Here is a 23,474-nt window from a genome sequence, read left to right as displayed (position 1 = left end):
TCATTCCTTCCGCTTGGTGACCACGTCGATATCGGGCGCGTCGACCGCTTTCATGCCCACCACGTGATAGCCAGCGTCGACATGCAGCGTCTCGCCGGTGGTGCCGGAACCGAGATCGGAGAGCAGGTAAAGCGCGGCCTTGCCGACCTCTTCCTGCGTCACGTTGCGGCGCAGCGGCGAGTTCAGCTCGTTCCACTTCATGATGTAGCGGAAATCACCGATCCCGCTCGCGGCGAGCGTCTTGATCGGGCCGGCGGAGATCGCGTTGCAGCGGATGCCGTCCTTGCCCAGATCCTCGGCGATATACATCACGCTGGCTTCCAGCGCCGCTTTCGCCACGCCCATCACGTTGTAATGCGGCATGACCTGCTCGGCACCGTAATAGGTGAGCGTGAGCAGCGAACCGCCCTCGTTCATCATCGCGGCGGCTTCCTTGCACACGGCGGTGAAGGAATAGACCGAGATGTCCATCGTGGTTTTGAAATTGTCGCGCGACGTGTCGACGTAGCGTCCGCGCAGCTCCGACTTGTCGGAGAAGCCGATCGCATGGACGACGAAATCGATGCTGTCCCAATGGGTGCGCAGCGTCTCGAAGAGCGTCTGGATCGAGTCGCCGCTGGCGACGTCGCATTCCACGAGGATATCGGAGCCGAGTTGTTCGGCCAGCGGGCCCACGCGCTTCTTCAGCGCCTCGCCCTGGAACGAGAAAGCCAGCTCCGCGCCAGCGTCCGCGAGGGCTTTGGCGATGCCCCAGGCGATGGATTTGTCATTCGCAAGGCCCATAATCAGCCCGCGTTTGCCTGCCATCAGGTTGTTTGACATGTCAGGTTTTCCCCCGCTTCGCTCTGGTAAGTCCGAATGCTTTAGGCGAAAGGTGGAGACGCATCAAGGCTACTGACCTCCGGTCAAGCATGATCGTGTGGATCGTGTTGCAGATCGGGGCGTTGCGCCTGATGTGCGAAGCGGCGGCGAGACTGGAGGCGAGTATGAGTGACAGAACCGGAATTTTCGCAGGCGACGATCCCTTTGCCATCGCGCAGACATGGCTGGACGAGGCCGCGGACACCGAGATCAACGATCCCAATGCGATTGCCCTGGCGACGGTCGATCCGGACGGGTTGCCCAATGCGCGTATGGTTCTTCTCAAGGAAATCGAAGGGGGCGACATGCCCTCCGGCGGGGCTTTCGTCTTTTACACCAACTACGGATCGGTGAAGGCGCAGGAGATCGAAAGCGCCGGAAAAGCCGCCTTCGTGATGCATTGGAAATCGCTGCGCCGCCAGATTCGGGTTCGCGGTATGGTTGAGCGCGAGGAGGGGCCGCAGGCTGATGCCTACTACAAGTCGCGCTCGCTGAAATCGCGTCTCGGCGCCTGGGCCTCACGGCAAAGTGAGCCACTGAGTTCACGCAGCGCCTTGATGGCGGAGGTCGCGAAGGTCACCGCGAGCCACGGCGCGAATCCCGATCGACCGCCGTTTTGGGGAGGGTTCAGAATCAAGCCGTTGGAGTTGGAATTCTGGGCGGACGGTTCTTTTCGCCTTCATGATCGCTTCCGCTGGAGCCGGCAAACCCTTGCCGATCAGTGGGTTGTAACCCGCCTGAACCCCTGAAACTCGCGCTTCGTGAATTGCATAGGGTCTTGAAACTTTGGGCAATCTCTTGAAGTGTCCCCTAAACACCGCATTTCCAGAAGGGCGTGCGGAGGAAATGCGAACAGGAAAGCCCGCGAATGCAAACGGGATGGAATATGCTGGGGGAGTCCGAGGCAGAGCTTCGTGAGGTGACCGGCACCGTCAAATGGTTCGACCCTGTCAAAGGGTTCGGCTTCATCGTCGATGGCGAAGGGGGGCCGGACATCCTTCTTCATGCGAATGTTCTGCGCAATTTCGGTCAGGGCTCGATTGCCGATCACGCGCGGATTCGCGTCCAGATGCAGCTGACCCCGCGCGGCGCGCAGGCGGTCGAGGTTTTGGAGATTCTTCCTCCGGAAGGCGAGCCCGTCGCGCCGATCGAGGATCTGGGCGACAACACGTTCGACGATATCGCGGCGCTGCCGCTTGAGCCTGCACGGGTGAAGTGGTTCGAAAAGTCCAAGGGCTTCGGCTTTGCCAATGTCTTCGAGAATGACGAGGACATCTTCATCCATATGGAAGTTCTGCGCCGGTCGGGTTTTGCCGATCTGACCCCCGGCGAAGCGGTGTGCCTGCGGGTCATCGAAGGCAAGCGCGGCCGGATGGCGGCACAGGTCCTCGCATGGGATGCCGGTTTGAAATCCGGGCGCTGAGCGCCGCGCTTTTCCTTGCCGTAACGCCGGGCCTCGCCGCGGCGGAAGGGGCGCAGTGCCGCGATGACCTCGCTATCCTGCGCACCGGGAACCAGCCGGTCAGCTTCACCGTCGAGATTGCCGATAGCAGCGCCGAGCGCGCGCAGGGCCTGATGGGGCGGCGCGAGATGGACGAAGGGGCAGGGATGCTCTTCATCTATGATCGTGCGCGGGAGGTTGCCTTCTGGATGCATGACACGCCGCTTCCGCTCGATATGGTGTTCATCGATCCGACGGGCGAGGTGGTGAAGGTTGCGGCCAATACCACGCCCAATGACGACACCCCGATTCCCTCCGGCGCACCGGTGCGCTACGTGCTCGAGATCAATGCCGGGATGGCGGCGCGCTACGGCATCGAACCGGGGGCGCAGCTGGCGCATCCCAGCGTTGACCCAGCGCAGGCCGCATTTCCCTGCGAATGACCCTTTCCTTGGGCCGAACCTCTTTGTAAGGAGAGGGCGTCGGGGCGTAGCGCAGCCTGGTAGCGCGTCTGTTTTGGGTACAGAAGGTCGTGAGTTCGAATCTCGCCGCCCCGACCATCCCCTCGAAATCGCCGGAATCGGGCCCTCTATATCTAGTGGCAGGGCTTGATTGTGACACTAGCGACACGCTCCGCGCCTTTGCACATTTTTTGCGCAAACCCGGCGAGGCTATCCACAAGATATTGCGTTCTGTGGATTGAAATTCCCAGATGAGCCGTAAGCGCGCGTGAATCTCCAATGAAATTTGGCCTTTATCGGTGCTGCAATGCAGCGCCCATGAGTTAACCAAATGTGGAGGAATCGTGCAGCGCGCTTCCCTAGGGGCCGGTCAACTGAAAAATGGACTGACTCTAGGTGAAAGTTTCGTTGACGGCTCGGTACGCCTACGGCAGGTTGTGTGGTGTCGGAGGCTAACCCACCAGATGTAGTGGAGCCTAGGGCCAAGGGACAGATTTCGGACATTGCACCCCCGAATCCGGGGCGCGCAGCCCTCGCGGTGTCGACTGCGAGGCCCGGGCTTCTTTGTCTTCTGCGGCTCCCGCCGGCACCAGATTGGACTGACTGCAAACGGGGACAGGGCAATGAAGATCGAACGGAAGTTCACCACCGACGAAACCGGCGCTTACGGCGCGCTGGAATTCACGACGACCACGTCTGAGATTCGCAATCCTGACGGGAAAGTGGTGTTCCGAAACGAGTCGGTCGAAGTGCCCGGCCGCTGGAGCCAGGTGGCGTCCGACGTGCTCGCGCAGAAATACTTTCGCAAGGCCGGCGTTCCGGCGGCGCTGAAGAAGGTCAAAGAGAAGGGCGTGCCGGAATTCCTGTGGCGCTCGGTCCCCGATGAAGAGGCGCTTGCTCAGCTCCCCGAAGAGGCGCGCTACACCGGTGAAAACTCGGCCAAGCAAGTGTTCGACCGTCTCGCCGGTGCCTGGTGCTATTGGGGCTGGAAGGGCGGCTACTTCTCCACGGAAGCTGATGCGCAGGCTTACTATGACGAGATGCGCTTCATGCTGGCCGAACAGATGGCAGCGCCGAATTCGCCGCAATGGTTCAACACCGGCCTGCATTGGGCTTACGGCATCGACGGCCCCGGTCAGGGTCACTTCTATGTCGATCACAAGTCGGGCAAGCTGACTTCCTCGACCTCGGCCTACGAGCATCCGCAGCCCCATGCCTGCTTCATTCAGTCGGTCTCCGACGATCTGGTGAAAGAGGGCGGGATCATGGACCTCTGGGTCCGTGAGGCGCGCCTGTTCAAATACGGCTCGGGCACCGGCACCAATTTCTCGAGCCTGCGCGCCGAGGGCGAGAGCCTCTCGGGCGGCGGCAAATCCTCGGGCCTGATGGGCTTTCTGAAGATCGGCGACCGCGCAGCGGGCGCGATCAAGTCGGGCGGCACCACGCGCCGCGCGGCGAAGATGGTGATCTGCGACATGGATCACCCCGATATCGAGGAATTCGTCAACTGGAAGGTCATCGAAGAGCAGAAAGTGGCCTCGCTGGTCGCGGGCTCCAAGCTGCATGAGCGTGAACTGAACGGCATCTTCACCGCAATCCGCGAATTCGACGGCTCGGCGGAGACCTCGGTCGATCCGACCCAGAACGAGGCGCTGAAAGACGCGATCAAATCCGCCAAGCGCGTGATGATCCCGGAGACCTATATCAACCGCGTGCTGCAATATGCGCGGCAGGGTTATGCCAGCATCGAATTCCCGACCTACGACACCGACTGGGACTCGGAAGCCTATGTCTCGGTCTCGGGCCAGAACTCGAACAACTCGGTGCGCGTCACCAACGCTTTCCTGAAAGCGGTGAAGGACGATGCCGATTGGGAGCTGATCCGCCGCACCGACGGTAAGGTCGCCAAGACCGTGAAGGCGCGCGATCTGTGGGAGCAGGTCGGCCACGCCGCCTGGGCCTGCGCCGATCCGGGCATCCAGTTCCACGACACGGTCAACGAATGGCACACCTGCCCCGAAGATGGTGCGATCCGCGGCTCGAACCCGTGCTCGGAATACATGTTCCTCGACGACACGGCGTGTAACCTCGCTTCGATGAACCTGCTGACCTTCTACAAGGACGGCAAGTTCGACGCGGAAAGCTACATGCACGCCACCCGCCTGTGGACCGTGACGCTGGAAATCTCGGTGCTGATGGCGCAGTTCCCCTCGAAGGAAATCGCGCAGCGCAGCTACGACTTCCGCACGCTGGGCCTCGGCTACGCCAATATCGGCGGCCTGCTGATGAACATGGGTCTGGGCTACGACTCCAAGGAAGGCCGGGCGCTCTGTGGCGCGCTGACCGCCGTGATGACCGGTGTCTCCTACGCCACTTCGGCCGAGATGGCGGGCGAGCTGGGCGCTTTCCCGGGTTACGAGAAGAACGCCAAGCACATGCTGCGCGTCATCCGCAACCACCGCAACGCGGCCTACGGCAAGACCGACGGCTACGAGAACCTCGAGACCAAGCCGGTCGCGCTCGATCAGAAGGGCTGCCCCGATCAGGACCTGATCGCGCTCGCCACCCAAGCCTGGGACGAGGCGCTGGCGCTGGGCGAGAAGCACGGCTACCGCAACGCGCAGGTGTCGGTGATCGCGCCGACCGGGACGATCGGTCTCGTGATGGATTGCGACACTACCGGGATCGAGCCGGACTTCGCGCTGGTGAAGTTCAAGAAGCTCGCAGGCGGCGGCTACTTCAAGATCATCAACCGCTCGGTGCCGGGCGCGCTCGAGACGCTGGGCTATGGTTCGGCGCAGATCGAAGAGATCATCGCCTATGCGGTGGGTCACGCCAGCCTTGGCAATTGCCCCGACATCAACACCACGGCGCTGATCGGCCACGGCTTCGGCCCGCGCGAGATCGAGAAGGTCGAGGCAGCGCTGCCGACCGCCTTCGATATCCGCTTCGTCTTCAACCAGTGGACGCTGGGCGAGGAGTTCTGCACCCAGACGCTGGGCATCCCGGCCGAGAAGCTGAACGATCCGACCTTCGACATGCTGCGTCACCTCGGCTTTACCAAGAAGCAGATCGACGCCGCCAACGACCATGTCTGCGGGACGATGACGCTGGAAGGGGCGCCGCATCTGAAGGACGAGCACCTGAGCGTGTTCGACTGCGCCAATCCCTGCGGCAAGAAGGGCAAGCGCTACCTCAGCGTCGACAGCCACATCTACATGATGGCCGCCGCGCAGAGCTTCATCTCGGGGGCGATCTCGAAGACGATCAACATGGCGAACCACGCCTCGATCGAAGACGTGAAAGCGGCCTATGAACTCAGCTGGTCGCTCGGCATCAAGGCGAACGCTCTCTATCGTGACGGCTCCAAGCTGTCGCAGCCGTTGGCCGCCGCGCTGGTCGAGGATGACGAGGAGGCCGAGGAAATCCTCGCCACCGGCTCGACCCAGGAGAAAGCTGCCGTGCTCGCCGAGAAGATCGTCGAGAAGGTGCTGGTCAAGGAGATCGTGCGCAGCCACCGCGAGAAGCTTCCCGAGCGCCGCAAGGGCTACACCCAGAAGGCGGTCGTGGGCGGCCACAAGGTCTATCTGCGCACCGGCGAATACCACGACGGGACGCTGGGCGAGATCTTCATCGACATGCACAAGGAAGGCGCTGGCTTCCGGGCGATGATGAACAACTTCGCGATCGCCGTGTCGGTCGGCCTGCAATACGGCGTGCCGCTGGAGGAGTTCGTGGACGCCTTCACCTTCACCAAGTTCGAACCCGCCGGCATGGTTCAGGGCAACGACTCGATCAAGAACGCGACCTCGATCCTCGATTACGTGTTCCGCGAACTGGCCGTGTCCTATCTCGACCGCACCGACCTTGCGCATATCAAGCCGCAGGGCACCAGCTTCGACGATCTGGGCGGCGGCGAAAACGAGGGCAAGCGCGCCGATGGCAATGTCGAGCCGATGTCCGAGAACGCGTCGAAATCGCTCGAAGTGCTGCGTCAGATTTCCTCGACCGGTTACCTGCGCAAGCGCCTGCCGCAAGAGCTGATGGTGCTGCAGGGCGGTGTGGACGTCGTGACCTCGCAGATGCCCGCGCAAAGCGCGCAGGCCCGTGCCTCCAGCTCCACGGCGGTCTCCTCTGGCGGTGTCCAGATGGATGCGCGCGCCAAGGCCAAGATGCAGGGCTACGAGGGCGAGGCCTGCGGCGATTGCGGCAACTATACGCTGGTGCGCAACGGCACCTGCATGAAGTGCAACACCTGCGGGGCGACCAGCGGTTGCTCTTGAGGGACAGGGGCTCCGGTCTGGCGGCTGGGGCCCCGACGACGACCACACGCGATCCGCGTGTCGGGGACTGGGACATGACGACTGGGGCCCATTCGCATGGCGGGCCGAGGGACAGAAAGACCGCCAAAGGCGGCAAAAGGAGCGGAAATTGGATCTGATCGTCGGCAATAAGAAGGTGACCCCGAAAGCCACGCGCCGGATTCCCGGTGGCATCGAGGCCGAGCTGGTGGGCGAGGAACTGACTTCGCTGATCGACGCGACCTTCACCGGCATCGAGATCGCCTGCCTCGGCGGCGACCTCGATCACCACGCGCTCGACGTGACCGATATCCGCATGGCCGGTAGCGCGACGACCGTCACGCTGATGACCGCGCGCGAGATGGCGCTGCACTGAGCGCCGCGCGCGATAACGAGATCCGGGGCGGGTGCGCTCGCCCCAGACGCTGAGAAGGCCCAGGCAAAACGACGATAAGCTCGGGCGGTCAACGAATGAGCCTGATCGGCGAAACTGGCCCTCTCCAACCCCCCGGAGAGGGCCGCATTATTTCTTGGGGAAGAGGGCAGGGACGGGCTCTGGTCATTTGCGCGGCCTCGCGTCACGATATGCGCAGGGGCCCGAGGGGGCCGAGGATCGAAACCCGCAACCGGAAGGACCGCAGATGCCCGCATCCGGACCGACAGTCTCCTTCACCCAGATGAAAGACGGCACCCGCGAGGATTACGAACTACTCGAAGAGCTGGAAAAGCCCTTCCTTGCAGGCACGGCGGACCGGCTGTTGCGCGAATTGGCCGCGCAGGCGGAGGAGACGCTGTCGGGCTACCAGATCACGCGGCTCGAACATGGGCTTCAGGCGGCGACGCGGGCGCGGCGCGATGGGGCGGATCTCGACTGGATCGTGGCGGCGCTGCTGCACGATATCGGCGACCGGCTCGCCCCCCAGAACCACGACCGGATGGCCGCCGAAATCCTGCGCCCCTATGTCCGCGAAGAGGTCTCGTGGGTGGTGGAGCATCACGGCATCTTCCAGATCGCCTATTACGGCCATCACTACGGCTGGGATCCGGAAGAGCGGCAGAAGTTCAAGGACCATCCCTGCTACAACAGCTGCGAGCAATTCTGCGAGCGCTGGGATCAGTCGAGCTTCGATCCGGCCTATCCGATGGACCCGCTGGAGAGCTTCGTCGAGGATGTCCGCGAGGTGTTTGCCCGCAAGGCCTATGCGCCTGAAGTGCTGCGCGCGGGCGAGGTTCACGGCCTGCCCGATCCCGCCTGAGCGGGCTGGAGCCGCACAGGTCGCACCGTTGCATCTCGCTTTTTGTCGCAGGTGAACGATTTTTCTGGCGATAACAGGCGCGTGAGACTAAGGGCATGACCCATGAGCGATACCTTGCCCCCGTGCCCCGAATGCAATTCGTCCTTCACCTACGAGATGGACGCCCTCCTGATCTGTCCCGAATGCGGCCATGAATGGTCGGCCTCGGGTGACGCGGATGCGCCCGCCGAGGTGCGCGATGCGGTCGGCAACGTGCTAAACGATGGCGACACGGTGACGGTGATCAAGGACCTCAAGGTGAAGGGCTCTTCCTCGGTCGTGAAGGTCGGCACCAAGGTGCGCGGCATTCGTCTCGTGGATGGCGATCACGACATCGACTGCAAGGTGCCCGGCATCGGTCAGATGGGGCTGAAGTCGCAATTCGTGAAAAAGGTTTCCGAGTAAGCCTGCTCACTGTCGGGTGGCGACCCAGCTGCCCCTGCATCCGTCGACGTTTTCATAATTCCCCACGAGGCGCCCCTTGACGAGGTGCCCCTTGAGTGAGCCGACAGAGCGCGTCCGGAAGTAGAAATTCCCGACGATCCGGTCGGCCCCGACGACATGCCCGGAAATCCTGTAGGAGGCTCCGTAGGTGTTGGTAGCCTCGCCCGAAACCCGGCCGTCTTGTATGCGTATCCCGCCATAGCCCGGTGTGCAGGGGCGATCCATCACACGCATGGACTGAGGGGTGTACCTTCCGACCCAGTCCCCATCGAGCGGGCTTGGCCGTCCGTCGGGTGGCTCGGGAACGCAGGCTGCGAGCGCGATCAGGGTCACGCCCGCGAGGATCGCGGTGGCGGCCCTGCGTGTGAGTGTCGTCATCTTGGTCATTGGACTGTCCTCCCCGTTTGGCGCCGCCTGCGTTCACTCGATCCCGACGATCATCGTGAAGGGGGCCGGGGCGTCGCCGATATTGTAGACCGTGATCCGGTTCTCGCCGTTCAGCCAGAGCTGGCCGCGATAGTCCCGCCTACCGCCGCGGCTCTCGTAGAGAAGCTCGCCGTCCGGGGTGAAGATGTTGAAATGCACCGCAGGCGAGTCGGTCTGGAGCTGCGCCGTCAGGAACTGCTTTTCCCGAGCACCGAGCCGGTAGTTCACCGCGGCTCCGGGGGCGAGGGTCGATCTCAGCACCGCGCCGCTCGTGCCGGGGGCGAACTGGACCTGCTGATCGCGGGTCTCGGGTTCGGCCACGCGTGGCGGCGGGGCAGAGCCTTCACGAAGGTAGCGCCCGGCAACCCAGCCGGTCAGAGACCCTTCGGTCGCCGCGACTTTGCACCAGCGCTGACCCTCAGCCATCCGGCAGCCCATGTTGCGCAGGATCGCCCCCTCGGGGAACCGCCCGAGGATCGCCGCCCCGGTCGAGGGCCCCGCGCGCAGGTTAAGCGGATCGTTGATGTCGCCGGTCTGGACCTGCCAGAAATCGGGCCCGCCCTGCAGCCCGTCGGCATAATCGCCCTGCACGATCGCGCCGGTCTTCCCGGTGATCCCGATCCGGATGTCGAAATTCGCAACCTCGTCGCGCCGCGCCGCCGAGCGCATCATGTAGACCGAGATCTTGTAGGTCCCCGAACTGGGCAGCGTGCCTGTGTAGTGGTTCAGCTCGGGCGTTAACTGGCTGGTCATGATCGCCTGATCGCCCGGGCCGCTCCCGGGACCGTAGAGGTTGAAATACGTGGCGGTGTGCTTTGTGGACAGCTTGATATCGATCGTCTGTCCGGCCTCGGCGCCGATCGTGTAGATCACGCTGTCATAGCCCTTGATGCGGTCGCTCAGAACCGCGTTATCCGCTCCGGCTGAGAAATAGACCGGAACCTCGCGCATCTCCTCGGCAAGGACAGGTGTGGTGAACGACAAAGCCGCGACGAAGACATAACCCAGAAACCGGTTCATACCGATCCTCCCTCTTTGGTTTATGGCGCGCGTCATCGGGGAGTGTAGCACGAAAATCGTACAGAGGCGCGGGGTCAGGCAGTGCCGATCTGCGGGCGTCCGAAATAGGCCCGCAGATGGGGCAGGGCGGCAAGTTGCACCGCGCTCAGGATCAGCGCGATCGGCCAGATCACCAGCGTGTCGGGCGTTGCAAGTGTGATAAGCGGGATCGCGACCAGCACGAGTGCGGTCGTCAGCGCGGCGCGGCCAACCTGAGGCAGCGCCATGACCTGCGACAGCCGCCAGAGCGCCACGCCAAGACCGATCGCCTCGCCCGCGACCCCGAGCCAGATCACCGGCACGACCGAGCCGGTCTCAATCAGCGCCCAATAGCTCAGAGGGAGCACCGCGATCCGGGGCAGGTTCCCCCAAAAGCCGTTATCGGTCTGCCCCGCCGAGAGCGCGACCGTGCTCGGCCCGTTCTTGATCGCGCGGAGCGCATTCATCAGCGCGAAGGGGATCAGGAGCGGCAGGAGGCTTGCATATTTCGCCCCCAGAAGGGCCGTGACGACGAGCGGTCCGATCAGGACCGTGCCCAGCAGCAGGATCGATCCGGAGAGGAACATCCCTTCGAAGGTCGCCCCGGCAAGCTGGCGATGCGCGACGGCGTCCGCACGGCCATGCGCGGCCGAGAGTTTCGGCAGAAAGAGGTTCTGCACCGATTTCGCGCCGATCAGCGTGGGTGTCAGCGTCAGCGTCATGCCCATCGCGAAGATCGCCAGCGCCTCCATCCCCGCCAGTCGCCCGACGATGATCTTGTCGCCCTGAAAGACCAGATACATCAGGGCCGCATTGGCCAGAAGCGGCGCGCCGAAACGCAGGTTCGCGCGCATCTCGGTGCGGTCGAGGCGCAGGCGGTAGCGGCGTTCGGCCATCAGGTGCGAGACCAGAACGCCGAGGGCCGCGTGCAGCAGGATCGCCCAAAGCGCCACCTGCCAGTCGTCGAAGAGGCGCGAGAGCGGCCAGATCGCGATAAGCGCGGCCAGTGCGGGCAGCGCCCCCGTCAGCAGCATCGGGCGATAGTGACCCCTGCGCTGGGCGCGGTGGATGTCGAAATGCTGCGCCGCCGTCAGGAGCGGCACCAGCGCGAGCCAACGATAGGCCGGTGCGGCCTCTGGGATATCGAGGAAGTCGGCGATCGGCCCGGCCAGCACGAACAGCGCAGCCGCCGCGATCACGCCGCGCAGCATTTGAAAGCCTTGCAGTGCTGCCTGAAACGCGGGGTCGTCGCCGCGCTTTGACTGCACGATCTGCTGCTGCAGCCCCAGCGTCGAGCCCATCTCGATCACCGCCATCACCATCGCGAAGGTTGCGGCCACGCCGTAATCGGCGACCGGGATCAGCCGCGCGATCAGTAGATTGCGCGCGAGCATCAGCGCCGAGGTGGCGGCGTTCCCGCTGAGGATGAGGATCGCGGTGCGAAGCATGTACTGTCCGATATGGCGCGGGGTTTGGCCGCCCGCGCATGTTTTGCGCCCATAATCCCGCCCGAGGGGCCGTCGGGTCAAGCGCGCTGTGACGGCTGTGGCTTGACGGCCACGTCACGCGCGGCGACCGACCCAGCCAAGCCTTGCCAGATTCACGGCTTTGCTGTTCAACTCCTTGAAAAACCAGATCGGCCGAGCATGACCCATCACAGCCCCATTTCGACGCCTTCGAGCGAGGCGCTCGCCCACGTCGCGGCGGGCGATCTCTGCGCGGGCTGCGGGCTGTGTGCCGGGGTCGCGCCGCAGGAGATCGCGATGGCGCCCGATGCGCGCGGCTTCCTGCGCCCGGTGCAAAGCGCCGAGATCAGCGCGCGAGCGGAGACCGCGATTGCCGCCTGCTGCCCGGGCTTGGGCCAGAGCGCGCAGCGCGTCGCGCCCGGAGAGGAGCCGCTCTGGGGGCGGTTCATGGAGATGAAGAGCGGTCACGCCACCGACGCGGACCTGCGCCATGCGGGGGCCTCGGGCGGGGCGCTCTCGGCGCTGGCGCTGCATCTGCTGCAATCGGGTCGCGTCGATGCCATAGCGCAGATCGAGCCCGACCCCGACAACCCGATCGGCAACCGGATGCGGCTGAGCACCACGCGCGACGAGGTTCTGGGGGCGGCGGGCTCGCGCTATGCGCCTTCGGCCCCGCTGGCCGATCTGTCGTCGCTGATCGCGGATGGGCGGCGCTTCGCGGTGATCGGCAAGCCTTGCGATGCGGTGGCTTTGCGGGCGCTGGTCGCGCGCGACCCGAAACTCGCGCGGAGTTTCCCGGTGATCCTGTCCTTCTTCTGCGCGGGCGTTCCCAGCGCGGAGGGCGCGCGGGAATTGCTGGCGGAAATGGGCGCGCCGGAGGATCAATTGACGGCCTTCCGCTATCGCGGCAATGGCTGGCCGGGCAAGACGGTGGCCGCGCTGCACGATGGCTCCACCCGCGTGACGAGCTATCACGCGGCCTGGGGCGGGGTGCTGTCGCGCCACATCCAGCACCGCTGCAAGATTTGCGCCGATGGCACCGGCGTCGCCGCCGATCTGGTCTGCGCCGATGCGTGGGAGGCCGACGATGCGGGCTATCCGCTGTTCGAGGAGGCGCCGGGGCACAGCCTGATCGTGGCGCGCACGCGGCTCGGCGCGGAAATTCTGAGGGAGGCCGAGGCGGCGGAGGCGGTCGAGACCGCGCCGTTCGATGTGGCGGAACTGGCCGCGATTCAGCCCGGCCAGCGCGAACGTCGCCGCGCCCTTTTCGCGCGTCTCGCGGCGCTCAAACTGATGGCCCGCCCGATCCCGCGCTACGAGGGGATGAACCTGCGCGCCTGCGCATTGCAGAACCCGGTCACGCGGAACCTGCGCAATTTCGCAGGCACAGTTCGACGTGTGTTGCGGGGCCGAAAATGAGCCGCATGCTGCGCGTCTGCCTGATCTTCCACTCGACGCGCTCGGACAATCTTGGCGTCGGCGCGCTGACCGTGTCGGAGATCGCCCTTCTGCGCGATCTTGCCGCCAAAGCGGGACGCGAGATCGCGATCACCGTGCTCGACTGGAAGGACCGGCGCGCGCCTTATGTGGCAGGCGACGACTTGCGACTGATCGAGGTGGATGGCGCATTTCTGAAATCTCCCAAAGGGTTGTGGGCCGAAGTTAAGGCCGCTGATCTGGTGATCGACATTGGCGGCGGTGACAGTTTCGCCGATATCTACGGGGCCTCGCGACTGGTGAAGATGTTCTGGATGAAGTTCGCCACACATCTCGCGGGCACGCCTTTGGTGGTCGCGCCGCAGACCGTGGGGCCCTTCACCAAGGGCTGGTCGATGCGGCTGGCGCGGATGAGCCTCAACCGCTCGGCTTTGGTGGCGGTGCGCGACGAACGCTCGCGCGCAGCGCTGGACGATCTGGGCTATCGCGGCGCACCGGTTCTGGCCTCCGATCTGGCGCTGCGGCTGCCCTATGAGCCGCCCGCGCCGCGCGACGCTGGGCCGGTGCGCGTCGGGATCAACGTCTCGGGGCTGTTGATGGCGGGGGGCTATCACGGGGGCAATGATTTCGGGATGGCGCTGAATTATCCCGCGCTGATCGCGCGCACGATCGACTGGTTCAAGGGGCAGGGGGCCGAGGTCCATCTGGTGCCGCATGTGATCGTGCCCGAAGGCCCGATGGTGATCGAGGATGACCTGCACGCCTGTGAGGCGCTGGCCGCCGAGCATGACGTGATCTGCGCGCCTGCCTTCGCAAGCCCGTCCGAGGCGAAGAGCTATATCGCGGGGCTCGATTTCTTCACCGGGGCGCGGATGCATGCCTGTATCGCGGCGTTCTCGTCCGGTGTCGCTGTGGTGCCGCTCGCCTATAGCCGCAAGTTTGCGGGGCTGTTCGGCGCGCTTGGCTACGACCACACGGTCGATGCGACCAAGGCGGATGCGGATGCGGGGATGGCGGCGCTGGAGCAAGGGTTCGCTGATCGCGACAGCCTCGCGGCAGAGGCGAAGGCGGCACTTGCGCGCGGAATCGACCGGCTCGCCGCCTATGACGCGGCGTTGTTAAACTTGATGAAGGCGCTGTGATGGCCGAGGCCGCGATCATCATCCCGCATTACAACGACGTCACGCGGCTCATGCGCTGCCTCGAGACGCTTGCGCCGCAACTGGATGCGCGTTGCGAGCTGCTGGTGGTCGACAATGGCTCGACCGACGATCTGGCCCCCCTCCGCGCGGCCTATCCCGACCTTCGGATCGTGATCGAGACCAAGAAAGGTGCGGCAGAGGCGCGCAATCGTGGGGTGGCGGAGACGACGGCGGCGCGGCTGTTCTTCATCGACAGCGACTGCGTGGCCGATCCCGATTGGATCGCGACCGCCTTCGCCGTGGCCGGGCAGGGCGATCTGGTCGGCGGCCATGTCTTCGTCTTCGATGAGACTCCGCCGCCCCGATCCGGCGCGGAGGCGTTCGAGACTGTCTTCGCCTTCGATTTTCGCCGCTATATCGAGGAAAAAGGGTTCTCCGGCACCGGGAACCTGCTGACCCGGCGCGATGTCTACGAGGCCACCGGCCCCTTCATCGCGGGGCTGTCGGAGGATCTCGACTGGTGCCGTCGGGCGACCGCGAAGGGCTATTCGCTGATCTATGCCGACGGGCTGCGCGTGGGCCATCCATCGCGGCAGGACTGGGCGGCGCTGTCGCGCAAATGGCGCCGGCTCACCGAGGAAGGCTTCGGCGTGAATGGATCAAACCTGCCCGCGCGGCTGCGCTGGGGGGCGAAGGCGCTCTTGATGCCCGTCTCGATCCTCGCTCATCTGCCGAAGGTGCTGCGCCATCCAGAGCTGCGCGACGCGACCGAGCGGTGGCGCGCCGTGGCGACGCTCGCGAGACTGCGGCTCGCGCGGATGGGCTGGATGCTGCGGCAGGCGGTTTTCGGGCGGCTTTAGCGGCGCGAAGGCCACAATGGCAATGTGCAAAGTTTAATCTGGGTTAAAGCGCTTGCCGCGTCGATCTTCCTCACGCTAGCGTGACGTCAAGATATCAGAGCCGCAAAAAGCGGCCCGGAACAGGCAGGCAGCGATGGAGCAGATCGCATTCACCACGAGGCATGCAGCCCGCGTCGGACGGCGTGGGCTTTTGGCCGTCGGTCTTCTCGTACTCGGGGCGCTGCCCGCACTGGCGCGCGACTGGCAGGTCTCGGATACGGCCGGGCTGGCGCGGGTCGGGGCGAAGCTGGAGCCGGGCGACACGGTTCTGATCGCGCCAGGCGACTATGACGCGCTCGATCTGCGGGGGCTGACGGGGCGCGAGGGTGCGCCGATCACCTTCCGCTCTGCCGATCCGGACAACCGGGCGGTGATCGCGCAGATGAACCTGCGGGAAGTCAGCCATGTCGTCATCGAGGCCGTGACCTTCGATTACCGTTACACCGAGGGCGACCGGTCCAATATCCGCCCCTTTCAGGTCTTCACCACCCGCGATCTGACGATCCGCAATGCGCTGTTCGACGGAGACCTCGCCCCCGCCGATCCCGATCTGATCGAGCAGGGGCCGCTGCCCACCGCCTTTGGCCTCGCAGTACGCGCCTCGACCGGGATCACGGTCGAACGCTCCGAGTTTCGTCGCTTTTACCGTGGCGCGATCTTCACCGACTGCACCGATCTGGTGGTGGCCGCCAACGACATCCATGACATGCGGATGGACGGGCTGAACTTCGCCCAGATCGAACGCGCAGAGATCGCAAACAACCACATTCACGATTTTCGCCGTGCCGTCGCCTCGGGCGATCATGCCGACATGATCCAGTTCTGGACCGCAGGCACCGAACGGCCCAGCCGCGACATCGCGATCACGAACAACCTGCTCAATTCCGGCGAGGGCGGCTTTACCCAGTCGATCCTGATGCGCAACGAGCTGGTCGATCGCGGCAAGGCGGGCGCGGAGATGTTCTACCGCAATGTCGAGATCAGCGGGAACGTCATCATCAACGCCCATCTGCACGGGATCACGGTGGGCGAGGCGGAGGGCGTGAAGATCGCTAACAACACGCTCATCCATGACGTCTATTCCGAGGGCGAGAAACGCGATCCGGTTCTCTGGATCCCGCAGATCCGCGTGGCGCGCGACGCTCGCGCCGTCGAGATCGCCCGCAATGCGGTGAGCGAGATCGCAGGCCCGGCGGGGCAGCCCGATTGGAAGCTCCGCGACAACCTGCTGATCCAGGACATCACGCCGCAGCGGGCGAGCTATTACGACCAGCTCTTCGTCGCCGCGCGCACCGGTGCGCCGCGTGAGATCATGAATTACGCCTATCTTCCGGGTGGGGCCTTGGCCGGGAACGGGATCGGCGCGCCGATGCTCGATATTCTCGGCGGTCCGGACGCGCTCCAGCCGGTCATGCGGTTCGCGCGCAGCGAAGGCGGCGGCACCACGCTGCAATTCGACGCGCGCGAGAGTGTGCTGCCCGAGGGGGTGGACCCTGCCGAGGTCGCCTATCGCTGGCAGATCGACGGGCAGACCAACCTCGACGGCGCACAGGTGCCGGTGGGCTTCCGCATGCCGGGACGGCACAAGGTGACGCTGTCTCTGACGCTGCCCGACGGGCGGAGCGCGCAGAGCAGCGGCTATGTCGTGGTCCGCGATGACCGCATCCTTAGCTATGACCCCGATCTGGGACGTGTGATCTCGCATGCCGGGGCGCAGCCCGAGGCGCTCGACGCGATCCCGCTCAGCCCCGGTGCGCTGGAATTCGGGTTGGGCGGCGGCGCCGTGGTGATCCCGCGCGAGATGGTCGCGCCGCTCTACGGGGCGGACCGCTTCGCGCTGCATATGAAGCTGCGCGCGGTGGGCGATTACAAATCCGCCGGAGAGCTGTTGCGCCTGCATCAGTCGCTGATCGTGCGGGTGACCGGGCGCGGCACGTTCGAGGTCGAGTTCTGGCCCGAGAGCGGGCAGCGGCTGTTCCTGCGCACCAAGCGCGTCCCGATCTATGACGGCAAGTGGCACGACATCACCTTCCGCTATTCCTCCGAGGATAGCCTGTTCGAGGTGCTTTCGGGCGAGGAGGTGATCGGCAAGGGCACCGTGTCGGGGCGGCTCAAGCCGATGGAATATTGGGGCCTCGCGCTGGGCAATCCCTTCGGCAAGGGCAGCTTCCACGGCGAGATCGAGGCGCTTGATCTGACAGCGAGCAGCCCGGCGGTGAGCGGGGCGATGCGATGATCGGGGCGGGGGCCAGTGCCATCGGTCGAACGGCTGCGGCCGGATCGCGCGAGGTCCTCTCGGGTCACTCCTCCCGGCCCGTGGATGCGCCCGGCAATGAGGACGGGCTGTCCACAGCGAAACTGCCGCTGCCGGTCCTGATCATGCTGCTGTCGATCCTGATCCCGGTCAGTTTCAATCTCGGCTCGCTCGCGCTGACCGGGCTGCGGCTGGTGATGCTGGTGATGGTCGTACCGCTTCTGATCGGGCTATTCACGCGCAAATACGGGCGCATCCTGTGGGTGGACTGGCTGTTTCTGGGCCATTTTCTCGCGCTGACCCTCGCGCTGGCGGTCAACAACCCCGACCGCGTGATCCAGCAGGCGGGCTCCGTCGGGATCGAGTTTCTGGGCGGTTATCTGATGGGCCGGGCCTTCATCCGCTCGCGCGAGGATTTCATCGCGCTCGCCAAGGCGCTGATCTGGTCTTTCGTGTTGCTGTTGCCCTTCACGCTCTACGAGACGAAGACCGGGACACCGCTGATCCCGACTCTGATCGCGAAACTGCCCGGTATCACCTCGGTCCGGCCGGTCTACCCCGACCCGCGCTTCGGGCTGGAGCGGGTGCAGGCGGTATTCGATCACCCGATCCATTTCGGCCTTTACGCCTCTTGCGCCTTCCCGCTCGCCTTCGTCGCATTCCAGAACCTGCGCTCGCGGTTCTGGCGCGTGGTGATGAGCGGTTTCATCGTCTTTTCCGGCGGGCTCGCGCTGTCTTCGGGGGCGCTGCTGGCGCTGCTGCTGCAGATCGGACTGATCGGCTGGTCGCTGACCTTCCGCAAGATCGAGTGGCGCTGGTGGCTTCTGGTGGGGCTCTTTGCGCTGGCCTATGTCACGATCGACCTGCTGTCGAACCGCTCGCCGATCAAGGTGTTCATGTCCTATGCGACCTTCTCTTCGCACACAGCTTATTGGCGCGCGATCATCTTCGATTGGGGGATGCGGAATGTTTGGGCGAACCCGATCTTCGGGCTGGGGCTTAAGGACTGGGTGCGGCCCTCGTGGATGTATTCGGGTTCGATGGACAATTTCTGGTTGGTGATGGCGGTACGCTACGGCATCCCCGGTTTCCTGCTGGTCGCGGGCGGATATGCGTTGGGGCTGAGCCAGGTCATGCTGCGTGATTTCACCCGCGATTTCCGCCTGCTCGTCTGTCGCCGTGCCTGGGTGTTCACCTTCGTCGGCATGTCCTTCACGCTGTGCACCGTACATGTCTGGGGGGCAATGTATGCCTTCGTCTTTTTCATGTTTGGCGCGGGGATGTGGATGATCGATGCGCAGGAGCGGGCGCCTGAAACCAAGGCCGGGCCTGCCGACATGTCCGCGGCGCGCAGCCGCTATACCCGGTTCGCCGCGCCCAAGGAGCGTCTTGCATGAGTGACAGGCTACGGGTGTTGCTGATCGCGCCGACCCTCTCGAAAGAAGCCATCGGTGAGGCTTTCGTCGCCTTCAAATGGGCCGAGGCGTTGAGCCCTCTGGTCGATCTGACGGTCGCGACCTTTCAGAGCCCGCGCCATTCGCCGATCTCCGAACAGCTCCCGCAGGCGCGGGTCGTGACATGGCCGCGCCCCACGGTACTCGACAGCAATCCGCGTCTGCGCGCGATGCTCAAGCCCGACTGGCCGATCTTCGCGCGCCATGTGCGACGCTGGCTGCGCGATAATGCGCGCGAGTTCGACATCGCGCATCAGATCATGCCGCAGGCGATGCGCTATGCAACGCCTCTGCGCGGGGCGGGTGTGGCTTACGTGATCGGTCCTCTTGGCGGTGCGCTCTCGACCCCGCCTGCCTTCGCCGCCGAAAGCGGGGCGGCGAAGTGGTATACCCGGCTGCGCGCACTCGATCATCTGCGGCTGCGCTTCGATCCGTTCCTGCGGCGCTCCTACGCCGAGGCCGCACTGGTGCTTGGCGTCGCGCCTTATATCCGCGACCACCTCGCCCCGGTGCCGATCCGTGACTACGCGAATGTCCTGGAACTCGGGATCGAGGAGCCTGCGCCAGAGCGCGCCCCGCGGGCTGACGGGCAAATCCGGCTGCTGCACGTCGGGCGCGGCGTGCGCACGAAGGGCTTGCGCGACGTGGTCCGCGCGATGGGGCTGTTGAAGGATCGCCGCGCGTTGCATCTGACCAGCGCCGGGGCAGGCGAGGAGATCGAGATCTGCCGGGCCGAGGCTGCGCGCCTCGGCATCGCAGGTCGTTGCGATTTCCGCGGGGCGATCCCGCGCGAGGAGGTCGAACGCCTCTACGCCCAATCGGACATCTTCGCCTTCCCGAGCTGGCGCGAACCGGCGGGCAATGTTCTTTACGAGGCGATGCGCTGGGGCCTGCCGGTGATCGCCGCGGCCCGCGGCGGGCCCGACGGCATCGTCGAGCAGGGCGTGACGGGGCTGAAATGTCCGGTCTCCACGCCCGAGGCACTGGCCCGCGATGTCGCGGAGGCGATCGAACGGCTCGCCGATGATCCCGACCTGCGCGCCCGGCTTGGGGCTGCGGGCAAGGAGAAGGTTCTGCGAGAAGGGCTCTGGCCGGTTAAGGCCGAGGCTATGGCGGGGATCTATGCCCGCGCGCTGGGTCGCTAACGCCCTATCTTCGCTCGCGCATCGGGGCTGAGCGAGGCCAGAACTGGCGCAGGCGGGGCCATCCCGAAGAAGCCCCACAAGAGCGCTGCGGCTTCCGCCCCATGCCCTTGCGCGCGCAGTTGTGCGGCTTTCGCCAGCGACCACGCCGCGCCGCCGATCAGCCCGGCGGGGAAATGGCGACGCAGGAACATCGCTCGTGCGCGATGCTTGAAATATTGCGAGAACGGCGAGGCGACCGAGCCCATCCGCTGCGAGCCGATCGCCGTGCCCGCGACGTGATGGACGACCGCGCCTTCGCAATAGGAGATCGGCAGATCGCCCCGGCGCAGCGCCCAGTCGACCTCTTCGTAGTAAAGGAAATAATCTTCCGTCATCGGCCCCGCACGCTCGAGATGGGCGCGGGTGGCGACGAGGCTCGCGCCGGTGACGAAGTCGATCCGGGACGGGTCCGGGGCAGGGCTGTCGGCAGCGGCGAACTGGTTGAGGTTATGGGTGATCCCGGTGCGCCGGTCGATCACCCCGCCGTCGATCTGGATCGTGTCGGGCGCGTCGCCATAGACCACCCGATGCGCGATCATCGCGGCACCTCGCGGTCCGGGATCATGCGAAACGAGAAGCGCAGGCGTCTCGGGCGGCACGACGCAATCGGGGTTGAGCAGCCAGAACCGGTCGAGCGCGGGATTGGCCGCGAGCCGTGCGAGGCCCAGATTGACGCCCGCAGCAAACCCGCCATTGGCCCCCGCTTCGATCAGAGCGATGCCTTCCTGACCCGCCTCCGCAGCCCCCATCAGATCGGGGACGGCTGCGCGGATCACCTCGACCGTGTCATCGGGCGAGGCATTGTCGACTACCACCACATGCAGCGCCACGCCGGTCGCCGCACGCAGCGAGGCGATGCAGGCCGCGATCACGTCCGAGGACCGATAGGTGACGATGACGACACCCAGAGCGGGATCGGTGGCGGGATGCGGCTCGGCCATGTCGCTCGGGCTCAGGCCCCGCGCGAGAGGGCCGCGACCCCGGTGCGGGCCACCTCGGCCAGACCCAGCGGGCGCATCAGATCGGCGAAAGCGTCGATCTTCTCCGGCGTGCCGGTGATCTCGAAGACAAAGCTCTCCAGCGTCGAGTCGACAACATTGGCGCGGAAGATCTCGGCCAGACGCAGCGCCTCGATGCGCTTGTCGCCGGTGCCCGCGACCTTGATCAGCGCCAGTTCGCGCTCGACCGGGTAGCCCTCGACGGTGAGGTCCTTCACTTCGTGAACCGGCACGATGCGGCCCAGCTGCGCCTTGATCTGGTCGATCACGTTCTCGGTGCCGCGGGTGACGACGGTGATCCGGCTGCGATGGCCCTTATGGTCCACCTCGGCCACGGTCAGGCTGTCGATGTTGTAGCCGCGGCCCGAGAACAGCCCGATGACGCGGGCCAGAACCCCCGCCTCGTTATCCACGATCACGGCGAGCGTATGGCTACGCTCAATCTGGTCGTGGCTGTCGCGCAGGTCGTAAGCGGAATGGCTCGAGGAGCCTTTCTTGATCTTCAGAGCGGCCATTGCCTCTCTCCTTTTCCTAGTTCGGACCCGATCTTCGGCTTGGTCCAAATATCCCGGGGGTCCGGGGGCAGAGCCCCCGGCGTCGCTCACACCAGCGCGGCGCCTTCCTTGAAGACATCGGCATCGGCCGCCAGCAGCATCTCGTTATGCGGCTTGCCGGACGGGATCATCGGGAAGCAGTTCTCGTGCTTCTCCACGAGGCAGTCGAACAGCACCGGGCCGTCATGCTTGATCATCTCCATGATCGCATCGTCGAGATCGGCGGGGTCGGAGACCTGCATCCCCTTCCAGCCGAAGCTCTCGGCGAGCTTCACGAAATCGGGCAGGCTTTCCGACCAGCTATGCGAGTAGCGCTCGCCATGCAGCAGTTCCTGCCACTGGCGGACCATGCCCAGACGCTCGTTATTGAGGATGAACTGCTTCACCGGCACGCGGAACTGGGTCGCGGTACCCATCTCCTGCATGTTCATCAGCCAGCTCGCCTCGCCCGCCACGTTGATCACGAGGCTCTCGGGATGGGCGATCTGCACGCCGATCGAAGCCGGGAAGCCGTAACCCATCGTGCCCAGCCCCCCGGAGGTCATCCAGCGGTTCGGATCCTCAAACCCGAGGAACTGCGCGGCCCACATCTGGTGCTGGCCCACCTCGGTGGTGATATAGCGATCCATGCCCTTGGTCAGCTCTTCGAGCCGCTGCAGCGCATATTGCGGTTTGATCGTCTTTTCCGAGTTGGTGTAGGCGAGGCAGTTCACCTTCTTCCACTCGTCGATCTTCTTCCACCATTTCTCGATAGCGGGCTTGTTTACCTTGCGCCCGCGCGACTTCCAGACCTTGAGCACGTCTTCGAGCACATGGCCGATATCGCCGAGGATCGGCAGGTCGACGGCGATGATCTTGTTGATCGAGGAGGCGTCGATATCGACATGCACCTTGGTCGATTTCGGCGAGAAGTCCGCCACGCGTCCGGTGATCCGGTCGTCGAAGCGCGCGCCGAGGTTGATCATCAGGTCGCAGCCATGCATCGCGAGGTTGGCTTCATAGAGACCGTGCATCCCGAGCATGCCGAGCCAATTCTTGCCCGAGGCGGGGTAGGCGCCCAGACCCATCAGGGTCGAGGTGATCGGGAAGCCGGTCGCGTCCACCAGTTCGCGCATCAGCTGGCTCGCGGCGGGGCCCGAGTTGATCACGCCGCCGCCGGTATAGAAGACCGGTTTCTCGGCGGTTTCGATCAGCTCGACCAGCTTGGTGATCGCGTCGAGATCGCCCTTCACCTGCGGCTGGTAATGGTCGACCTTCGCGGCTTTCGGCTCGGTATAGGTGGCCACCGCGAATTGCACATCCTTGGGCATGTCGATCAGCACCGGGCCGGGGCGGCCCGAGGTCGCCACGTGGAAAGCCTGATGGATCGTCTCGGAGAGTTTCGCGGGATCCTTCACCAGCCAGTTATGCTTGGTGCAGGGCCGCGTGATGCCCACCGTGTCGGCCTCTTGGAAGCCGTCGGTGCCCACGAGGAAGGTCGGCACCTGACCCGACAGCACGATCAGCGGGATCGAGTCCATCAACGCGTCGGTCAGCCCGGTCACCGCATTGGTCGCGCCCGGACCCGAGGTCACCAGCGCCACGCCCGGCTTGCCGGTCGAGCGCGCATAGCCTTCGGCCATGTGGATCGCGGCCTGCTCGTGGCGGACGAGGATGTGACGGATGTCGTTCTGCTGGAAAATCTCGTCATAGATCGGAAGGACCGCGCCGCCCGGATAGCCGAAAATTACTTCGACCCCGTGATCCTTCAGCGCCTGAACCACCATCTTCGCGCCGGTCATCTGCCGTGCCATATGCTCACTCCATCCTTGCGCGAGGG

At 64.9% G+C, this 23,474-nt stretch carries 20 protein-coding genes and 1 tRNA gene; 14 read left to right on the top strand and 7 right to left on the bottom strand.

Going from position 1 to position 23,474, the window contains the following annotated elements; all coding sequences use genetic code 11:
* Nucleotides 1–822, bottom strand: a complete 822-nt coding sequence (gene fabI, locus AKL02_RS13620) for an enoyl-ACP reductase FabI (RefSeq protein ID WP_078520117.1) — start codon at nt 820–822, stop codon at nt 1–3.
* A 164-nt stretch (nt 823–986) separates the two neighbouring features.
* Here fabI and pdxH point away from each other — a divergent pair, with 164 nt between their 5' ends.
* From pdxH to AKL02_RS13580, 8 genes are all read left to right on the top strand, one after another.
* On the top strand, nt 987–1,610 hold the full coding sequence (gene pdxH, locus AKL02_RS13615) for a pyridoxamine 5'-phosphate oxidase (protein WP_083078207.1): 624 nt from the start codon (nt 987–989) through the stop codon (nt 1,608–1,610).
* A gap of 137 nt (nt 1,611–1,747) precedes the next feature.
* Complete coding sequence (locus AKL02_RS13610) at nt 1,748–2,284, top strand: cold-shock protein (RefSeq protein ID WP_078520559.1); 537 nt, start codon at nt 1,748–1,750, stop codon at nt 2,282–2,284.
* Nucleotides 2,254–2,745 carry a DUF192 domain-containing protein gene (locus tag AKL02_RS13605; RefSeq protein WP_083078131.1) on the top strand — a complete coding sequence of 164 codons (492 nt, stop codon included), beginning with the start codon at nt 2,254–2,256 and terminating at the stop codon, nt 2,743–2,745. The genes AKL02_RS13610 and AKL02_RS13605 overlap by 31 nt, the downstream gene beginning before the upstream one ends.
* Before the next feature lie 40 nt (nt 2,746–2,785).
* Nucleotides 2,786–2,862, top strand: a tRNA-Pro gene (locus tag AKL02_RS13600).
* 524 nt (nt 2,863–3,386) lie between these two features.
* Nucleotides 3,387–7,046 carry a vitamin B12-dependent ribonucleotide reductase gene (locus AKL02_RS13595; RefSeq protein ID WP_083078130.1) on the top strand — a complete coding sequence of 1,220 codons (3,660 nt, stop codon included), beginning with the start codon at nt 3,387–3,389 and terminating at the stop codon, nt 7,044–7,046.
* Between the two features lie 148 nt (nt 7,047–7,194).
* Entirely contained in the window at nt 7,195–7,440 is a 246-nt protein-coding gene (locus tag AKL02_RS13590) for a hypothetical protein (RefSeq protein ID WP_078601734.1), read from the top strand.
* Between the two features lie 265 nt (nt 7,441–7,705).
* On the top strand, nt 7,706–8,320 hold the full coding sequence (locus AKL02_RS13585) for an HD domain-containing protein (RefSeq protein ID WP_232621621.1): 615 nt from the start codon (nt 7,706–7,708) through the stop codon (nt 8,318–8,320).
* A gap of 102 nt (nt 8,321–8,422) precedes the next feature.
* Nucleotides 8,423–8,764 carry a zinc ribbon domain-containing protein YjdM gene (locus AKL02_RS13580; RefSeq protein WP_075775641.1) on the top strand — a complete coding sequence of 114 codons (342 nt, stop codon included), beginning with the start codon at nt 8,423–8,425 and terminating at the stop codon, nt 8,762–8,764.
* Nucleotides 8,765–8,770: 6 nt separating this feature from the next.
* Here the strand turns inward: AKL02_RS13580 and AKL02_RS13575 are convergent, their stop codons facing one another.
* The 3 genes from AKL02_RS13575 to AKL02_RS13565 form a co-directional block, all read right to left on the bottom strand.
* Nucleotides 8,771–9,190 carry a hypothetical protein gene (locus tag AKL02_RS13575; RefSeq protein ID WP_083078129.1) on the bottom strand — a complete coding sequence of 140 codons (420 nt, stop codon included), beginning with the start codon at nt 9,188–9,190 and terminating at the stop codon, nt 8,771–8,773.
* A gap of 33 nt (nt 9,191–9,223) precedes the next feature.
* On the bottom strand, nt 9,224–10,249 hold the full coding sequence (locus AKL02_RS13570; protein WP_165756986.1) for an SH3 domain-containing protein: 1,026 nt from the start codon (nt 10,247–10,249) through the stop codon (nt 9,224–9,226).
* 74 nt (nt 10,250–10,323) lie between these two features.
* Nucleotides 10,324–11,715, bottom strand: coding sequence for an oligosaccharide flippase family protein (locus tag AKL02_RS13565; protein WP_083078127.1), 1,392 nt, complete (start codon nt 11,713–11,715; stop codon nt 10,324–10,326).
* 198 nt (nt 11,716–11,913) lie between these two features.
* On the opposite strand from AKL02_RS13565, the gene AKL02_RS13560 reads away from it, so the two are divergent.
* The 6 genes from AKL02_RS13560 (at nt 11,914) to AKL02_RS13535 (ending at nt 20,064) form a co-directional block, all read left to right on the top strand.
* Nucleotides 11,914–13,152: a Coenzyme F420 hydrogenase/dehydrogenase, beta subunit C-terminal domain gene (locus AKL02_RS13560; RefSeq protein WP_083078126.1), complete on the top strand. Its 1,239-nt coding sequence runs from the start codon at nt 11,914–11,916 to the stop codon at nt 13,150–13,152.
* Nucleotides 13,149–14,312 (top strand): polysaccharide pyruvyl transferase family protein, encoded by a 1,164-nt coding sequence (locus tag AKL02_RS13555; RefSeq protein ID WP_083078125.1) that lies wholly within the window; start codon nt 13,149–13,151, stop codon nt 14,310–14,312. The genes AKL02_RS13560 and AKL02_RS13555 overlap by 4 nt, the downstream gene beginning before the upstream one ends.
* A complete protein-coding gene (locus AKL02_RS13550; RefSeq protein ID WP_083078124.1) occupies nt 14,312–15,172 on the top strand; it encodes a glycosyltransferase family 2 protein in 861 nt (286 codons plus the stop codon). Before AKL02_RS13555 ends, AKL02_RS13550 begins: the two co-directional genes overlap by 1 nt.
* A 133-nt stretch (nt 15,173–15,305) precedes the next feature.
* Complete coding sequence (locus AKL02_RS13545; RefSeq protein WP_083078123.1) at nt 15,306–17,447, top strand: right-handed parallel beta-helix repeat-containing protein; 2,142 nt, start codon at nt 15,306–15,308, stop codon at nt 17,445–17,447.
* Entirely contained in the window at nt 17,444–18,862 is a 1,419-nt protein-coding gene (locus AKL02_RS13540) for an O-antigen ligase family protein (protein WP_083078122.1), read from the top strand. The genes AKL02_RS13545 and AKL02_RS13540 overlap by 4 nt, the downstream gene beginning before the upstream one ends.
* Nucleotides 18,859–20,064, top strand: a complete 1,206-nt coding sequence (locus AKL02_RS13535) for a glycosyltransferase family 4 protein (protein ID WP_083078121.1) — start codon at nt 18,859–18,861, stop codon at nt 20,062–20,064. The genes AKL02_RS13540 and AKL02_RS13535 overlap by 4 nt, the downstream gene beginning before the upstream one ends.
* Here AKL02_RS13535 and AKL02_RS13530 read toward each other — a convergent pair.
* The 3 genes from AKL02_RS13530 to AKL02_RS13520 form a co-directional block, all read right to left on the bottom strand.
* A complete protein-coding gene (locus AKL02_RS13530) occupies nt 20,061–21,044 on the bottom strand; it encodes a glycosyltransferase family 2 protein (RefSeq protein ID WP_083078120.1) in 984 nt (327 codons plus the stop codon). The genes AKL02_RS13535 and AKL02_RS13530 overlap by 4 nt on opposite strands.
* 11 nt (nt 21,045–21,055) lie before the next feature.
* Nucleotides 21,056–21,616, bottom strand: a complete 561-nt coding sequence (ilvN, locus tag AKL02_RS13525) for an acetolactate synthase small subunit (RefSeq protein ID WP_075775634.1) — start codon at nt 21,614–21,616, stop codon at nt 21,056–21,058.
* Between the two features lie 86 nt (nt 21,617–21,702).
* The gene (locus tag AKL02_RS13520; protein WP_078571893.1) at nt 21,703–23,448 is read right to left on the bottom strand and encodes an acetolactate synthase 3 large subunit; all 1,746 of its coding nucleotides are present in this window, start codon (nt 23,446–23,448) and stop codon (nt 21,703–21,705) included.
* Nucleotides 23,449–23,474 lie beyond the last annotated feature (26 nt).

The sequence above is a fragment of the Thioclava electrotropha genome, from assembly GCF_002085925.2.
Taxonomy (GTDB): Bacteria; Pseudomonadota; Alphaproteobacteria; order Rhodobacterales; family Rhodobacteraceae; genus Thioclava; species Thioclava electrotropha.
Note: the sequence above shows the minus strand (reverse complement) of the source record. Positions and strands in the feature narration are given on the sequence as shown.

Coding starts and splice junctions, on each gene's coding strand:
- fabI (WP_078520117.1), bottom strand. CDS start 822: ATGTCAAACAACCTGATGGCAGGCAAACGCGGGCTGATTATGGGCCTT.
- pdxH (WP_083078207.1), top strand. CDS start 987: ATGAGTGACAGAACCGGAATTTTCGCAGGCGACGATCCCTTTGCCATC.
- AKL02_RS13610 (WP_078520559.1), top strand. CDS start 1,748: ATGCTGGGGGAGTCCGAGGCAGAGCTTCGTGAGGTGACCGGCACCGTC.
- AKL02_RS13605 (WP_083078131.1), top strand. CDS start 2,254: ATGGGATGCCGGTTTGAAATCCGGGCGCTGAGCGCCGCGCTTTTCCTT.
- AKL02_RS13595 (WP_083078130.1), top strand. CDS start 3,387: ATGAAGATCGAACGGAAGTTCACCACCGACGAAACCGGCGCTTACGGC.
- AKL02_RS13585 (WP_232621621.1), top strand. CDS start 7,706: ATGCCCGCATCCGGACCGACAGTCTCCTTCACCCAGATGAAAGACGGC.
- AKL02_RS13580 (WP_075775641.1), top strand. CDS start 8,423: ATGAGCGATACCTTGCCCCCGTGCCCCGAATGCAATTCGTCCTTCACC.
- AKL02_RS13575 (WP_083078129.1), bottom strand. CDS start 9,190: ATGACCAAGATGACGACACTCACACGCAGGGCCGCCACCGCGATCCTC.
- AKL02_RS13570 (WP_165756986.1), bottom strand. CDS start 10,249: ATGAACCGGTTTCTGGGTTATGTCTTCGTCGCGGCTTTGTCGTTCACC.
- AKL02_RS13565 (WP_083078127.1), bottom strand. CDS start 11,715: ATGCTTCGCACCGCGATCCTCATCCTCAGCGGGAACGCCGCCACCTCG.
- AKL02_RS13560 (WP_083078126.1), top strand. CDS start 11,914: ATGACCCATCACAGCCCCATTTCGACGCCTTCGAGCGAGGCGCTCGCC.
- AKL02_RS13555 (WP_083078125.1), top strand. CDS start 13,149: ATGAGCCGCATGCTGCGCGTCTGCCTGATCTTCCACTCGACGCGCTCG.
- AKL02_RS13550 (WP_083078124.1), top strand. CDS start 14,312: ATGGCCGAGGCCGCGATCATCATCCCGCATTACAACGACGTCACGCGG.
- AKL02_RS13545 (WP_083078123.1), top strand. CDS start 15,306: ATGGAGCAGATCGCATTCACCACGAGGCATGCAGCCCGCGTCGGACGG.
- AKL02_RS13540 (WP_083078122.1), top strand. CDS start 17,444: ATGATCGGGGCGGGGGCCAGTGCCATCGGTCGAACGGCTGCGGCCGGA.
- AKL02_RS13535 (WP_083078121.1), top strand. CDS start 18,859: ATGAGTGACAGGCTACGGGTGTTGCTGATCGCGCCGACCCTCTCGAAA.
- AKL02_RS13530 (WP_083078120.1), bottom strand. CDS start 21,044: ATGGCCGAGCCGCATCCCGCCACCGATCCCGCTCTGGGTGTCGTCATC.
- ilvN (WP_075775634.1), bottom strand. CDS start 21,616: ATGGCCGCTCTGAAGATCAAGAAAGGCTCCTCGAGCCATTCCGCTTAC.
- AKL02_RS13520 (WP_078571893.1), bottom strand. CDS start 23,448: ATGGCACGGCAGATGACCGGCGCGAAGATGGTGGTTCAGGCGCTGAAG.